Origin of the sequence: Caldimonas sp. (assembly GCF_046289365.1) — a bacterium.
Taxonomy (GTDB): Bacteria; Pseudomonadota; Gammaproteobacteria; order Burkholderiales; family Burkholderiaceae_C; genus Caldimonas.
Genome location: NZ_JBKBVU010000013.1, coordinates 24,054 through 36,509 on the forward strand (window position 1 = coordinate 24,054; position 12,456 = coordinate 36,509).

The window sequence follows — 12,456 nt, forward strand, 5'->3', positions numbered from 1 at the left end:
GTTCTACTAGGGCGCGGCCCGTCGCCGGCCGCTTGGCGTTGCTGCTTGCAGCCTGCGGTGGCGGAGGCGGCGACCCGGGGGTCTCGCCCTTTCCTTCGGGTAGCGGCGGTGGAGGCGATGACAGCGGCCTCCAACCCTCGTCGAATTGCGCCGGCCAGCATGTCAGCCGCAATGCCAGCGGCGCGCTCGACCAAGACTGGGTGGCCTCGACGTGCACGGCCGACCGGCATCTCCACTGGGTGCGGTCCAGCGTGCACGAGAAGCACCTGTTCTACCGCGAGGTGCCCAACATCAACCCCAACCTCTACACCGGCACGCCGCAGGACTTGTTCTACGAGCCAAGCTGCTGACGCCCTGAGGTTTTGACCCGCGGCGTGACAAGCTTCGCTTGGCAGGCCGGCGATGTCCCGCTAAGGTAGTGGCCGCGCCGGCCGCCGCTGCGCTGTGCAGGGGGCCGTCATGAAACGTCGCTGCGCCTTTCGTGCAGACCATGTGGAGAGTGTGTTTCCTCAGCGGCAGCCCGCGCCGCCTGTCCACGGCCGACAAGGGGCCTTGGCACCCCGATGAGCAGCGTGTGCGCCAGTGGGCGCAATGGTTCGGCCAGCAGGGCTACCGTGTGGCCGTGCAACACAGCAACGGGGACCTCTACGAAGGCGACCGCCACATCGGCAACGTGGCAGGGGGGCGCTTCAGGGGCTGAGCCTCAGGCGCGGCGCCCCCCGGTGCAACGCCGGAGTCCCCCCAGGTCGCGGCGGCTGTCCACGGCCTCGAACCCGGCCTGGCGCAGCAGGGCCTGCACGGCGTCGGCCTGGTCGTGGCCATGCTCGAGCAGTAGCCAGGCGCCGGGGCGCAGATGCGGGGCGGCGCCCGCGATGATCGTGCGGATGGCATCGAGCCCGTCAGGCCCGGAGGTCAGCGCCAGCAGCGGCTCATGCCTGAGGTCGGCCAGATGCGGGTCGCCCTCGGCGATGTAGGGCGGGTTGCTGACGACGAGATCGAAAGGGGCTTCGCCGGCCGGCAGGGCCTGCCACCACGAACCCTGCAGGCCGCGCAGCGCCAGGCCCAGCCGTGTCGCATTCGACAGCGCGACCTGCAGCGCCTGCGGGCTGAGGTCCACCACCGTGACGTCAGCATCGGGCCGGGCCTGCGCCAGCGCCAGGGCGATCGCTCCGCTGCCGGTGCCCAGGTCGAGCACCCGTGGGGCGGACCAGTCCTTCAGGACTTCCAGCGCCCACTCCACCAGCACCTCGGTGTCGGGCCGCGGCACCAGCACCTCGGGGCCTATCTGCAGCATCAGTCCATGGAATTCCTTGCGCCCGAGCAGGTAGGCCACCGGTTCGCCTGCCCGGCGCCGCTGCAGCAAGGCCCGAAAGCGCTGCTGCTGCGGTTCATCCAGCAGATCGGTGTCGTGGGCCCGCAGCCAGGCGCGTGCCTCACGCTCACCCAGCCCCAGTACCTCGGCCAGCAGCAGTTGTGCATCGAGCCGGTCCACCCCCAGCGCCGCAGCGTCCTGCAGGGCCTGCGCCACCGTGGTCATTCGATGCCCAGCTCTTGCAGCAGCTCGGCGGCCTGCTCGGCCTGCCGGGCACTGCGCAGCGCCTCGATCACGTCGTCGAGCTCGCCCTCCATCACCGCGCCCAGCTTGTACAGCGTGAGGTTGATGCGGTGGTCGGTCAGCCGGCCCTGCGGGAAGTTGTAGGTGCGGATGCGGTCGCTGCGGTCGCCGCTGCCGATCAGGCTCTTGCGGGTGGCCGCTTCCTTCGCGGCGCGCTCGGCCCGGTCTTTCTCACGCAGCCGCGCGGCCAGCACCGCCAGGGCCTTGGCCTTGTTGCGGTGCTGGGAGCGGTCGTCCTGGCATTCGGCCACCAGGCCCGTGGGCAGGTGGGTGATGCGGATGGCCGAGTCGGTCTTGTTCACGTGCTGCCCGCCGGCGCCGCTGGCGCGGAAGGTGTCGATGCGCAGCTCGGCCGGGTTGAGCTGGATCTCCTCGGCCTCGTCCGCCTCGGGCATCACGGCCACCGTGCAGGCGCTGGTGTGGATGCGGCCTTGCGTTTCGGTGGCCGGCACACGCTGCACGCGGTGGCCGCCCGACTCGAAGCGCAGGTGGCCATACACCTCCTCGCCCTCGATACGCACGACCACTTCCTTGTAGCCGCCCAGGTCGGACTCGCTGGCCGAGAGGATCTCGCTGCGCCAGCCCCGGCGCTCGGCGTAGCGCAGGTACATGCGCAGCAGGTCGGCCGCGAAGAGTGCCGACTCGTCGCCGCCGGTGCCGGCGCGGATCTCCAGGAAGGCCGGCCGGGCATCGTCGGGGTCACGGGGCAGCAAGGCGCGCTGCAGCTCGGCCTCCAGGCGCGCCAGGTCGGCCTCGGCCTGGGCGGCTTCCTCGGCGGCCATCTCGGCCAGCTCCGGGTCGGCCAGCATCTCGCGGGCAGCGGCGAGGTCCCGCTCGCGCTGCAGGTAGCGGCGGTAGCGCTCGGCCAGCGCCGACACCTCGCTGTGCTCGCGCGTCAGGTCGCGAAAGCGGGTGATGTCGGCCACCACGTCCGGTGCGGCCAGCACGGCATCCAGCTCCTGCAGGCGTTGCAGGGTGCGGTCGAGTTGCTGGCGCAGGGCGTCTTTCATCAATCGATCAGGGAGCGGGCAGGAAGAAGGGGGCGGGCCGCGGCGGCCCGGGCGCAGGCCCGGTGGACTAGCGCTTGCCTTGGCGGCTGGGGTCGGTGGCGGCGCTGCGCAGGAACAGGCGCGAGACCGTCTCGGCCAGGTGCTGGCGGTGCCTGGGATCGGCACTGTGCAGCTCGGCCAGGGTTCCGTGCAGCATCTTGTTGGCGATGCCTCGCGACAGCGCCTCCAGCACGGCCTCGACGTCTTCACCGCGGGCCAGGGCCTTGCGCGCCCGGGCGATCTCGATGCGCCGCCACTCGTCGGTCTGGGCGTTCAAGGCCTGGATCAGCGGCACGCTGGCGCGCTGGTCCAGCCAGTGCACGAAGCTTTGCACGCCGGTCTCGATGATGGCCTCGGCCTGCGCCACGGCCGCCTGGCGCTTCTCGCCGGCCGTCTGCACCACGGCGCTCAGGTCGTCCACGGTGTAGAGGTACACGTCGTCGAGCTGGGCCACTTCGGGCTCGATGTCGCGCGGCACGGCCAGGTCGACCATGAACATCGGGCGATGACGGCGGGCTTTCAGCGCACGTTCGACCGCTCCCAGGCCGATGATCGGCAAGGAGCTGGCGGTGCACGACACCACCACGTCGAACTCGGCCAGGCGGCTGGGCAGCTCGGCCATGCGAATGGCCTCGGCGCCGAAGTGGGCGGCGAGCTTCTCGCCGCGCTCGAGCGTGCGGTTGGCCACGGCCATGGCCTTGGGCGACTTTGCGGCGAAGTGGGTGGCCGCCAGCTCGATCATCTCGCCGGCGCCTACGAAGAGCACCTTGACCTCGCTCAGATCCTCGAAGAGCTGGCCGGCCAGACGCACGGCTGCAGCAGCCATGCTGATCGAATGCGCGCCGATCTCGGTGGAGGTGCGCACTTCCTTGGCCACGGCGAAGGAACGCTGGAAGAGCTGGTGCAGCGTCGTCCCCAGGGTGCCGGCCACATCGGCCTGCCGCACGGCCTGCTTCATCTGGCCCAGGATCTGGGGTTCGCCCAGCACCATGGAGTCCAGCCCGCTGGCCACGCGGAAGGCATGGCGCGCCGCGTGGCCGCCTTCGAGCACATAGGTGTGATGCTGAAGCTGGCTGGCGCTCACGCCGCCCAGTTGGGCGAACCATTCCAGCGTGGGCGCCACCAGCTCGGGCGAGGCGGCACAGTAGAGCTCGGTGCGGTTGCAGGTGGAGACGAGGGCCGCTTCCCGGGTGTGCTGCAAGCGCTCGCGCAACTGGCGCAGCAGCGGGGGGAGCTGCTCGGGCGTGAACGCGAAGCGCCCGCGCAGGTCCAGCGGTGCGCTCGTGTGGTTCAGGCCCAGGGCAATGACGCTCATGGGGCCGATTATAAAATTCGGCGCTTTGGGCCGCAGCCGGCCGGCCGCCGGGTCTTCTTGACGCACGTCAATCGTCTCCTATGGGTTTCCTCGACGCCCTGTGGCACCTGCTCAACTTCTTCGCCCCGGCCCTGGGTCTGGCGGCGACGGCCACGGTGCTGAGCAAGCTGCTGTGGTGGCGCCGGCTGCGCGGCGTGGCCTGGACTCGCCTGCTGGGCTGGAGTGCGGCAGCGGCCACCGCCGCCTTGCTGGGGGGGCTCGTCGTGGGGGGGGCCGACGGCCGTGTGGCCACCTATGCCGCCATGGTGCTCGCCACGGCCCTGGCCCTGGCCTGGGCTGGCTTTGGTGGGCGCACGCATGGCTGAGCTCGAACTACTCTGGCTCGGGCTCTTCCTGGGGGTGGCCGCCATGGCCCTGGCCTACGCCACCGGCGAGGCGCTGATGCGCGGTGACGCCGTCAATGCCTGGTACGCGCTGCATGTGGTGATGATGGTGCTGTACCAGCTCGCGCAACTGGGTTATGCCAAGCCCGTTATGGGCGCCCAGGATCCGGCGATGGCGCAGGCGGCGCTGCTGGTGTCGGGCACCTTGCTGGCCGCCGTGAGCCTGCTGTTCGCCCGGCGGGTGCTGCCGCGGGCCCTGGGCAACCGGCGGGCCGACCGCTGGGCGGTCGTGGTCGCGGCCTTTGGCGTGGCACTCACCGCGGGCTACGTGGTCTGGCCCGAGCTGGCCCGCGAGCCTTCGGTCGCGCTGGCCCAGCGGGCCTACTACCTGCTGGCGCTGCTGTCGGTGGTGTTCCTGCTGTGGGCCTTGCGCGGCGTGCGGCTGCCCTATATCGGCTGGTATGCGGCGGCCTTCCTGGCGGCAGCCGCGGGAGTGGCACTGGAGTCCGCGACCGAGCGGGGTTGGCTGCCGGCGGGGGGCTGGTGGGACCGCTACGGCATGCTCGCCGGCGCGGGGCTGGAGATCCTGATCCTCACCTATGCGTTGAACTTCAGCGCCCGCGACCTGTTGCGCGACCCTGGCGAGCGCCGCGACGGCGCCCGCCTGGACCGCTGGACCGGCCTGCTGCATGGCGGCGAACTGCCGGGCCTGCTGATGTCGCTGGCGGTGCGTTCGCTGCGCATGAACACCTATGGCGCCGTGGTGATGCTGCGCCTGGCCAACCTGGAGGACCTGCAGCGCGCCCACGGGGCCCAGGTGACCGAGGCGGCGATGAGAGCCTGTGCCCGCGTGCTGCGCGAGGTGTGCAGCCCGGCCGACATTCCACTGCGCCTGGACGATGCGCGCTTCGTCGTCGTGCTGGAGCAGGTGCAAAGCCGCACCGAGGCCCAGGCCCTGGCCCAGCGCATCCTGGAGCTGGGCCTGCAGCACCATCCTGAATTGCCGCCGCTGGAGCGGTTGCACCTGCATGCGGCCATTGCCTGCATCCCGCAGGACCTCAAGGGCCGCCCTCAGACCCTGATCGACCGGCTGGACCAGGCCGTCGGGCAGATCCGCCGCGGCAGCGGGGCGCTGATCCGCAGCCTCTGATCCTGGGGGCCGCCTCAGCAGGCCGTCGCGGCTTCCTTCACCACCACCTCGCCGCGCAGCGAGTGCGGCAGGGCAGACGTGATCCGCACGTCGATCATCTGGCCCACCAGCCGGGCCGCGTTCGGGCCGCCGGGGAAGTTGACGATGCGGTTGCACTCGGTGCGGCCCATGAGTTCGCTGGGATCCTTCTTCGACGGGCCTTCCACCAGGATGCGCTGCACCGTGCCCACGCGGCTGTCGCTGATGCGACGCACATTGGCTTCGAGCGTGGCTTGCAGGTGCTGCAGCCGCCTGAGCTTCACCTCCTGCGGTGTGTCGTCGTGCAGGGTGGCCGCCGGCGTGCCGGGACGGGGGCTGAAGACGAAGCTGAAGCTCGCATCGAAGCCCACGTCCTCGATGAGCTTCATCAGCTTGGCGAAGTCATCCTCGGTCTCGCCGGGGAAACCCACGATGAAGTCGCTCGACAGGCTGATGCCGGGCCGCACGGCGCGCAGCTTGCGGACGGTGCTCTTGTACTCCAGCGCGGTATAGCCCCGTTTCATCGCCGAGAGGATGCGGTCGGAGCCGTGCTGCACCGGCAGGTGCAGGTGGTTCACGAGCTGAGGCAGCTTGGCGTACGCATCGATGAGGCGCTGCGTGAACTCGTTGGGGTGGCTCGTGGTGTAGCGGATGCGTTCGATCCCCGGGATCTCGGCCACGTACTCCAGCAGCAGCGCAAAGTCCGCGATCTCGGCGGTGTCGCCCATCTTGCCGCGGTAGGCGTTGACGTTCTGCCCCAGCAGCGTCACTTCCTTGACCCCCTGGTCGGCCAGACCGGCCACCTCCACCAGCACGTCCTCGAAGGGGCGCGAGACCTCCTCGCCGCGGGTGTAAGGCACCACGCAGTAGCTGCAGTACTTCGAACAGCCTTCCATGATGGAGACGAAGGCCGAGGCGCCCTCCACGCGGGCGGGCGGCAGGTGGTCGAACTTCTCGATCTCGGGGAAACTGATGTCCACCTGCGGGCGGTTCTGCGATTCACGGCGCGCCAGCATCTCCGGCAGGCGGTGCAGGGTCTGCGGGCCGAAGACCACGTCCACATACGGGGCGCGCTCGATGATGGCCGCACCCTCCTGGCTGGCCACGCAGCCGCCCACGCCAATCTTCACGCCCTTTTTCTTCAGGTGCTTGACGCGCCCGAGGTCGGAGAACACCTTCTCCTGCGCCTTCTCGCGCACCGAGCAGGTGTTGAAGAGGATGAGGTCGGCCTGCTCGGGGTCATCGGTGGGCACATAGCCTTGCGCCGCGCCCAGCACGTCGGCCATCTTGGCCGAGTCGTATTCGTTCATCTGGCAGCCGAAGGTCTTGATGTAAACCTTCTTGGGGGTCGCGGAACTGCTCATGGCCCCTCCTTTCAGCGCTGGGTCCAGGTCTGCGAGATCGGCTCGAAGTGCCAGGTCCGGGCCTCCTCGGGTGTGCGCGGCCAGGGCTTCTTCAGCTCGTCTTCGCGCAGGATCCAGACGTCCTTCACGAAGCCTTGGTGGTCCAACGTGTAATGCACGACGGCCTTGGTGCCGATCAGGGCGCCCGACAGCAGCAACAGGTTGTTGGTGCCGCGGATGCGCGAGGCCGGCACCATACGAGCCGGCTGGCCGTTGAGCAGGACCTCGGGAGGCTGCCCGAAGACCATCTCGCCGCGCAAGGCCGTGGCAGGGAACTGGCGCGCCACGACGGCCTGGGCCTGGGCGACGAGGGTGGCGGCCGACAGGGTCAGGCCGATCAGCACACAGCGAAACATGGTGTAGATCCAGGGGCTGCGGTGGTTGACGGAATTGCGGCCAAGAAGTATGCGTCCTGCGCCGCCGAAACGAAAACGGCCCCAGTGGCGAAGACTGGGGCCGGGACTCTGGTGGCGCTTCAGGGACTCGAACCCCGGACCTGCGGATTATGATTCCGTCGCTCTAACCGACTGAGCTAAAGCGCCTAGAGCCCGCCATTATAGACAGCTCCTGAACCGATTGCCAAGGGTTGGCGGACGCTGTCGCCCCATTATTTAACGCAAAAAGTAATAAGTAACGGACTATATATTCGTTCTCTTTCTGATGGCGCCTCGATAGCATCGTCTCCCTGCAGTGTTTTGAGACGGATCGCAGTCATGCACACAGTCTGGATGGTTGGCTCGGGGCTTGCATGCCCGCAGGAGTTGGCATGAGCATCGAGGTGCGCAACCTCTACAAGGCCTTCGGCAAGACGGTGGTGTGCGACCACCTGAACCTGGACATCCCCTCGGGCGAGCTGGTGGCCCTGCTCGGCCCCTCGGGATCGGGCAAGACCAGCCTGTTGCGCATCATTGCCGGGCTGGAGCGGCCCGATGCGGGCACGGTGCATTTCCATGGCGAGGACGCCACCGAGGCCGATGTGCGCGAGCGCAACGTGGGCTTTGTGTTCCAGCACTATGCCCTGTTCAACCACATGACGATCTTCGAGAACGTGGCCTTCGGCTTGCGTGTGCGCCCGCGGGCCACGCGGCCCAGCGAGGAGCAGATCCGCAAGAAGGTGACGCAGCTGCTGGAGCTGGTCCAGCTTGACTGGATCGCCGACCGCTATCCCCACCAGTTGTCGGGCGGGCAGCGCCAGCGCATCGCCCTGGCGCGTGCGCTCGCGGTGGAACCCAAGGTGCTGCTGCTCGACGAGCCCTTCGGTGCGCTGGACGCCAAGGTGCGCAAGGAACTGCGCCGCTGGCTGCGCCGGCTGCACGACGAGGTCCACCTGACCAGTGTCTTCGTCACGCACGATCAGGATGAGGCCATGGAGGTGGCCGACCGCATCGTGGTGATGAACCACGGTCGCATCGAGCAGCAGGGCACGCCCGACGAGGTCTATGACCACCCGGCCACACCCTTCGTGCTGCAGTTTCTGGGCGACGTGAACCTCTTCCATGGCCGTTTTGGCCATGCGCCGGGCGGGGCCACCGCGGGTGACGAGGTGAGCTATGTGCGTCCCCACGAACTCGATATCGTGGGCCAGCCCGAGGAGGGCACCTTGCCGGTGACGCTGTCGCAGACGCTGACCGTGGGCCCCAACACCCGCATCGAGTTCAAGCGGCTGGACGACGGCTGTTATGTCGACGTCGAGATGCCGCGGGCCCGGTTCGCGGCGCTGCGCGAGCAGCTCGGCCTGGCCCCCGGCAGCACCGCCTACCTGAAGCCGCGCCGTGTGACGCGCTTTCAGGCCGAAGCCGCCTGATCTTCCCTGTTCCAGGAATCCCAAGGATCGTCATCATGTTCAAGCAGTTCTTGCGCGCCGGCCTCGTGGCTGCCGCCTTCGCCGCCGCCCCGGGTGCCTGGGCCCAGTCCAGCCCCACCCTTCTGAATGCGTCGTACGACATCGCCCGCGAACTGTTCGCGGCGATCAACCCCAAGTTCGTCGAGCACTGGAAGAAGAAGACCGGCCAGGACGTGAGGATCGACCAGTCGCATGCCGGCACTTCGCGCCAGGCCCAGGACATCATCCAGGGCAAGAAGGTCGACACCGTCACCTTCAACCAGGCCACCGACATCGACATTCTGGCCAAGCGCGGCCTGGTCTCGGCCGACTGGACCAAAAAGTTCCCGAACAACGCTTCGCCCTACTACAGCACGATCGCCTTCCTGGTGCGCAAGGGCAATCCCAAGAACATCAAGTCCTGGGACGACCTGGTGCGCGAGGACGTGAAGCTCATCTTCCCCAACCCCAAGACCTCCGGCAACGCGCGCTACACCTACCTGGGCGCCTGGCTCTATGCGAACGAGAAGTTCAAGGGCAATGAGGCGCAGGTGCGCGACTTCGTCGCCCGGTTGCTGGCCAACGTGCAGAACTTCCCCACCGGCGGCCGCGGCGCCACCGTGGCCTTCGCGCAGAACAACCAGGGCGACGTGTTGCTGACCTTCGAGTCCGAGGTGATCAACATCTCCCGGGGCGACGAGTTCAAGGCCCTGGGCCTGGAGGTGGTGGTGCCGCCGGTGTCGGTGCTGGCCGAGTTCCCCGTGGCGGTGGTGGACAAGGTGGTCGATGAAAAAGGCACCCGTGCCCTGGCCACCGAATACCTCAACTTCCAGTACACCCGCGAGATCCAGTTGCTGCTGACCGCATTCAACTACCGCGTGCACGAGCCCACGGTGGTCAAGGCCACGGCCGACAAGTTCCCGCCGATCCGCCTGATCGACCCCGTCAAGGTGCTGGGCCCGTGGGACAAGATCAGCGAGACCCACTTCGCCTCGGGCGCCATCCTGGACCAGTTGCTCGCCCGCCGTCGCTGATCCCGTCACCATTCTTCCGACCCGAGCGGGCCCGTGACGGGCCTGCCTTGCCATGGCCGTTATCGCTTCCCGTCCGCTGCTGCTCATCCGACCCGCCGTGCTGCCGGGCTTTGGGCCAAGTCTGGGCATCAGCAGCTTTTACATCACGCTGGTCATCCTCTTTCCGGTGTCGGCGCTGCTGGCCTACTCGGCCGAGCTGAGCCTGGCGCAGTACTGGCAGGCCGTCACCGATCCGCGCGTGCTGGCCAGCTACCGCGTCACGCTCGGGGCCGCGCTGTACGCCACCGCGGCCTCGGTGCTGATCGGACTGTTGCTGGCCTGGGTGACGGTGCGCTACGACTTTCCAGGCCGCCGTCTGCTCGACACCCTGATCGACCTGCCCTTTGCCCTGCCCACCGCGGTGGCGGGCTTGACGCTGGCCGTGCTGCTGGCTCCCACCGGCTGGGTGGGGCAGTGGTTCGAGCTGGCGGGCCTCAAGATCGCCTATGCCTACCCGGGGATCGTGGTGGCGATGACCTTCACCAGCCTGCCTTTCGTGGTGCGCACCATCCAGCCCGTGCTGCAGGATCTCGGCCCCGAGGTGGAGGAGGCCGCCCGCACCCTGGGAGCTTCGCGTGTGCAGATCTTCTGGCGTGTGATCCTGCCCACACTGATCCCGGCCGTGGTCACCGGAGGCGCCCAGTCCTTCATCCGCAGCCTCGGTGAGTTCGGTGCGGTGGTGATGATCGCCGGCAACATTCCCTTCCAGACCGAGGTCAGCTCGCTGATGATCTTCGTGCGGTTGCAGGAATACGAGTACCCGGCGGCTGCGGCGATCGCCACGGTGATCCTGCTGACCTCTTTGCTGCTGATGTTCGGCCTGTACGTGCTGCAGGGCCGTGTGCTGCGTTGGCAAAGGAGCGCCGGATGAAGCGACCGCAACACGCACATCAATGGGCGCTCATCGCCCTGGGCGTGGGCGCAGCGGCGCTGCTGCTCGTGTTGCCGCTGGTGCTGATCTTCACCCAGGCGCTCAGCGGCGGCTGGTCGCTGCTGGCGGCCAACCTGTCCGAAGGCTACATGCGCCATGCCCTGAGCCTGACCCTGCTGGTGGCCGTGCTCACCGTGCCCGTCAACCTGGTCTTCGGTATCGCCCTGGCCTGGTGCGTCACGCAGTACGAATTCCGCGGGCGGCGGCTGCTCACCACGCTGATCGACATTCCTTTCGCCACCTCGCCGGTGGTGGCCGGCATGTGCTACCTGGTGGTCTATGGCATGGAAGGGCTGCTCGGCCAGTGGCTGGCCTCGCACGACATCCAGATCATCTTTGCCTGGCCGGGCATCGTACTGGTTACGATCTTCATCACCTCGCCCTACGTGGCGCGTATCCTCATCCCGCTGATGCAGACACACGGCAACGACGAGGAGCATGTGGCGCTCACGCTGGGGGCCAACGGTTGGCAGATCTTCTGGCGTGTGACCCTGCCCAAGATCCAGTGGGCCCTGCTCAACGGGGTGGTCACGACCAACGCGCGTGCCGTGGGCGAGTTCGGCTCGGTGGCGGTGGTCTCGGGCACGATCATGAACCAGACGCTGACGCTGCCCCTGCTGGTCGAGCAGCTCAACAATGACTACAAGGTGGCTGCCGCCTTCACGGCGGCAGCCCTGCTGGCGTGCATGGCCCTGCTGAGCTTGCTGCTCAAGAGCGTGATGGAGTGGCGCCAGGAGCGGCTGCAAGCGCTGGCGCTGAGCCGCTGAGCCGCTGAGCCGCTGAGCCGCGGATCCCGGCGCCGGCCTGAACGCCGCTCTCTACACACAACTTTACGTACGCCGCACAGCATCGATACCGTGGCGGCGCACAGTCACGCTCATGGACACCGGGCATGGGGCCCGGCAGCAACCAGGAGTCAGCGCATGAGCATGATGGATTCGATTTCTCTGTGGTGCAGGCGAGCAGGCGCCGTCGGTGTGGCTACCGTCGCGCTGGTGGCCGCTTCGGCGGCCGTTGCGGCGCCCCCCGACGCCGGGCGTGACGAACCACGCGGGCTTCGAGCGGCCATGCACGAAGGGGGGCTCTATGGCGGCATGGGCTTGCGGTTGGGCGCCGATCCGCAGCACGTGGATCGTATGGTCGATCGGATGGCGCGGGACTTGGAGCTCAATCAAGAGCAAACAAACCAGATCCGGGCCATCGCGCGCGCTGCAGCGCAGGAGCTTCAAGGTCAGCGTGAGAAGATGCGACTGCTGAGGGAGCAGGCGGCGCGCGTGTGGACGCAGCCCCAGGTCGATGCAACCGCCGTGGAGTCGATGCGGCAACAACATATCGCCTTGATGGACGAACGCAGCCGTCGCATCAGCCGCGCCTTGCTGGAAATCAGCGCCGTGCTGACGCCACAGCAGCGCACCCAACTCGTGCAGCGCCTGCAGAACCACCGGCATGAGCGCAGGCATGAGCGTCGCGAGGGGATGCACCGGCCTGCTGCGCCGGCGCCGGTTCGGTGACCGACGGCACCGGGCCGGTGGACGCAGCGCCTGGCGATGCTGCTCGTGCTGCGTGCCGCGGCCCGGCGCTATGCTGTGCGGCCAATGACGTGCGCTGAGGAAATGCCGATGTCTGCACACCTGCTGCTCATCGACGACGACACCCGCCTGACCGGCATGGTGGGCGACTACCTGCGTCAGGCCGGC

14 protein-coding genes and 1 tRNA gene are annotated in these 12,456 nt (G+C 68.2%); 9 read left to right on the forward strand and 6 right to left on the reverse strand.

What is annotated here, in order from left to right; genetic code table 11:
- The first annotated feature begins 32 nt into the window (after nt 1-32).
- Entirely contained in the window at nt 33-350 is a 318-nt protein-coding gene (locus tag ACK42S_RS02670; RefSeq protein ID WP_409702960.1) for a hypothetical protein, read from the forward strand.
- Nucleotides 351-490: 140 nt separating this feature from the next.
- Entirely contained in the window at nt 491-700 is a 210-nt protein-coding gene (locus tag ACK42S_RS02675; protein ID WP_409702962.1) for a hypothetical protein, read from the forward strand.
- A 3-nt stretch (nt 701-703) separates the two neighbouring features.
- On the opposite strand, the gene prmC is transcribed toward ACK42S_RS02675, so the two are convergent.
- From prmC to hemA, 3 genes are all read right to left on the reverse strand, one after another.
- Entirely contained in the window at nt 704-1,537 is an 834-nt protein-coding gene (gene prmC / locus ACK42S_RS02680) for a peptide chain release factor N(5)-glutamine methyltransferase (protein ID WP_409702964.1), read from the reverse strand.
- Nucleotides 1,534-2,625 (reverse strand): peptide chain release factor 1, encoded by a 1,092-nt coding sequence (gene prfA, locus ACK42S_RS02685; protein WP_409702966.1) that lies wholly within the window; start codon nt 2,623-2,625, stop codon nt 1,534-1,536. The genes prmC and prfA overlap by 4 nt, the downstream gene beginning before the upstream one ends.
- A gap of 67 nt (nt 2,626-2,692) precedes the next feature.
- The gene (gene hemA / locus ACK42S_RS02690; RefSeq protein ID WP_409702968.1) at nt 2,693-3,979 is read right to left on the reverse strand and encodes a glutamyl-tRNA reductase; all 1,287 of its coding nucleotides are present in this window, start codon (nt 3,977-3,979) and stop codon (nt 2,693-2,695) included.
- Nucleotides 3,980-4,059: 80 nt separating this feature from the next.
- Between hemA and ACK42S_RS02695 the strand changes: the two genes are divergently transcribed.
- Complete coding sequence (locus tag ACK42S_RS02695; RefSeq protein WP_409702970.1) at nt 4,060-4,344, forward strand: hypothetical protein; 285 nt, start codon at nt 4,060-4,062, stop codon at nt 4,342-4,344.
- Nucleotides 4,337-5,512 carry a 7TM diverse intracellular signaling domain-containing protein gene (locus ACK42S_RS02700; protein WP_409702972.1) on the forward strand — a complete coding sequence of 392 codons (1,176 nt, stop codon included), beginning with the start codon at nt 4,337-4,339 and terminating at the stop codon, nt 5,510-5,512. The genes ACK42S_RS02695 and ACK42S_RS02700 overlap by 8 nt, the downstream gene beginning before the upstream one ends.
- Before the next feature lie 14 nt (nt 5,513-5,526).
- Here the strand turns inward: ACK42S_RS02700 and miaB are convergent, their stop codons facing one another.
- The 3 genes from miaB to ACK42S_RS02715 all read right to left on the reverse strand — a co-directional run bounded on the left by miaB (nt 5,527) and on the right by ACK42S_RS02715 (nt 7,475).
- The gene (gene miaB / locus ACK42S_RS02705; protein WP_409702974.1) at nt 5,527-6,894 is read right to left on the reverse strand and encodes a tRNA (N6-isopentenyl adenosine(37)-C2)-methylthiotransferase MiaB; all 1,368 of its coding nucleotides are present in this window, start codon (nt 6,892-6,894) and stop codon (nt 5,527-5,529) included.
- Nucleotides 6,895-6,905: 11 nt separating this feature from the next.
- Nucleotides 6,906-7,289: a hypothetical protein gene (locus ACK42S_RS02710; protein ID WP_409702976.1), complete on the reverse strand. Its 384-nt coding sequence runs from the start codon at nt 7,287-7,289 to the stop codon at nt 6,906-6,908.
- Nucleotides 7,290-7,398: 109 nt separating this feature from the next.
- Nucleotides 7,399-7,475 (reverse strand) — tRNA-Met (locus tag ACK42S_RS02715).
- A gap of 224 nt (nt 7,476-7,699) precedes the next feature.
- Here ACK42S_RS02715 and ACK42S_RS02720 point away from each other — a divergent pair.
- From ACK42S_RS02720 to ACK42S_RS02740, 5 genes are all read left to right on the forward strand, one after another.
- Nucleotides 7,700-8,737, forward strand: coding sequence for a sulfate/molybdate ABC transporter ATP-binding protein (locus ACK42S_RS02720; RefSeq protein ID WP_409702978.1), 1,038 nt, complete (start codon nt 7,700-7,702; stop codon nt 8,735-8,737).
- 35 nt (nt 8,738-8,772) lie between these two features.
- Nucleotides 8,773-9,789, forward strand: coding sequence for a thiosulfate ABC transporter substrate-binding protein CysP (gene cysP, locus ACK42S_RS02725; protein ID WP_409702980.1), 1,017 nt, complete (start codon nt 8,773-8,775; stop codon nt 9,787-9,789).
- 52 nt (nt 9,790-9,841) lie between these two features.
- Nucleotides 9,842-10,699 carry a sulfate ABC transporter permease subunit CysT gene (cysT, locus tag ACK42S_RS02730; protein ID WP_409702982.1) on the forward strand — a complete coding sequence of 286 codons (858 nt, stop codon included), beginning with the start codon at nt 9,842-9,844 and terminating at the stop codon, nt 10,697-10,699.
- A complete protein-coding gene (cysW, locus tag ACK42S_RS02735; RefSeq protein WP_409702984.1) occupies nt 10,696-11,526 on the forward strand; it encodes a sulfate ABC transporter permease subunit CysW in 831 nt (276 codons plus the stop codon). Before cysT ends, cysW begins: the two co-directional genes overlap by 4 nt.
- A gap of 156 nt (nt 11,527-11,682) precedes the next feature.
- Nucleotides 11,683-12,270, forward strand: coding sequence for a Spy/CpxP family protein refolding chaperone (locus tag ACK42S_RS02740; protein ID WP_409702986.1), 588 nt, complete (start codon nt 11,683-11,685; stop codon nt 12,268-12,270).
- Nucleotides 12,271-12,456 lie beyond the last annotated feature (186 nt).

Excerpts from the sequence above, each read along its gene's own strand:
- ACK42S_RS02700 (WP_409702972.1), top strand. The coding sequence starts at position 4,337 with ATGGCTGAGCTCGAACTACTCTGGCTCGGGCTCTTCCTGGGGGTGGCC.
- ACK42S_RS02675 (WP_409702962.1), top strand. The coding sequence starts at position 491 with ATGTGGAGAGTGTGTTTCCTCAGCGGCAGCCCGCGCCGCCTGTCCACG.
- hemA (WP_409702968.1), bottom strand. The coding sequence starts at position 3,979 with ATGAGCGTCATTGCCCTGGGCCTGAACCACACGAGCGCACCGCTGGAC.
- cysW (WP_409702984.1), top strand. The coding sequence starts at position 10,696 with ATGAAGCGACCGCAACACGCACATCAATGGGCGCTCATCGCCCTGGGC.
- miaB (WP_409702974.1), bottom strand. The coding sequence starts at position 6,894 with ATGAGCAGTTCCGCGACCCCCAAGAAGGTTTACATCAAGACCTTCGGC.
- ACK42S_RS02710 (WP_409702976.1), bottom strand. The coding sequence starts at position 7,289 with ATGTTTCGCTGTGTGCTGATCGGCCTGACCCTGTCGGCCGCCACCCTC.
- ACK42S_RS02720 (WP_409702978.1), top strand. The coding sequence starts at position 7,700 with ATGAGCATCGAGGTGCGCAACCTCTACAAGGCCTTCGGCAAGACGGTG.
- cysP (WP_409702980.1), top strand. The coding sequence starts at position 8,773 with ATGTTCAAGCAGTTCTTGCGCGCCGGCCTCGTGGCTGCCGCCTTCGCC.
- cysT (WP_409702982.1), top strand. The coding sequence starts at position 9,842 with ATGGCCGTTATCGCTTCCCGTCCGCTGCTGCTCATCCGACCCGCCGTG.
- ACK42S_RS02695 (WP_409702970.1), top strand. The coding sequence starts at position 4,060 with ATGGGTTTCCTCGACGCCCTGTGGCACCTGCTCAACTTCTTCGCCCCG.
- ACK42S_RS02740 (WP_409702986.1), top strand. The coding sequence starts at position 11,683 with ATGAGCATGATGGATTCGATTTCTCTGTGGTGCAGGCGAGCAGGCGCC.
- prmC (WP_409702964.1), bottom strand. The coding sequence starts at position 1,537 with ATGACCACGGTGGCGCAGGCCCTGCAGGACGCTGCGGCGCTGGGGGTG.
- prfA (WP_409702966.1), bottom strand. The coding sequence starts at position 2,625 with ATGAAAGACGCCCTGCGCCAGCAACTCGACCGCACCCTGCAACGCCTG.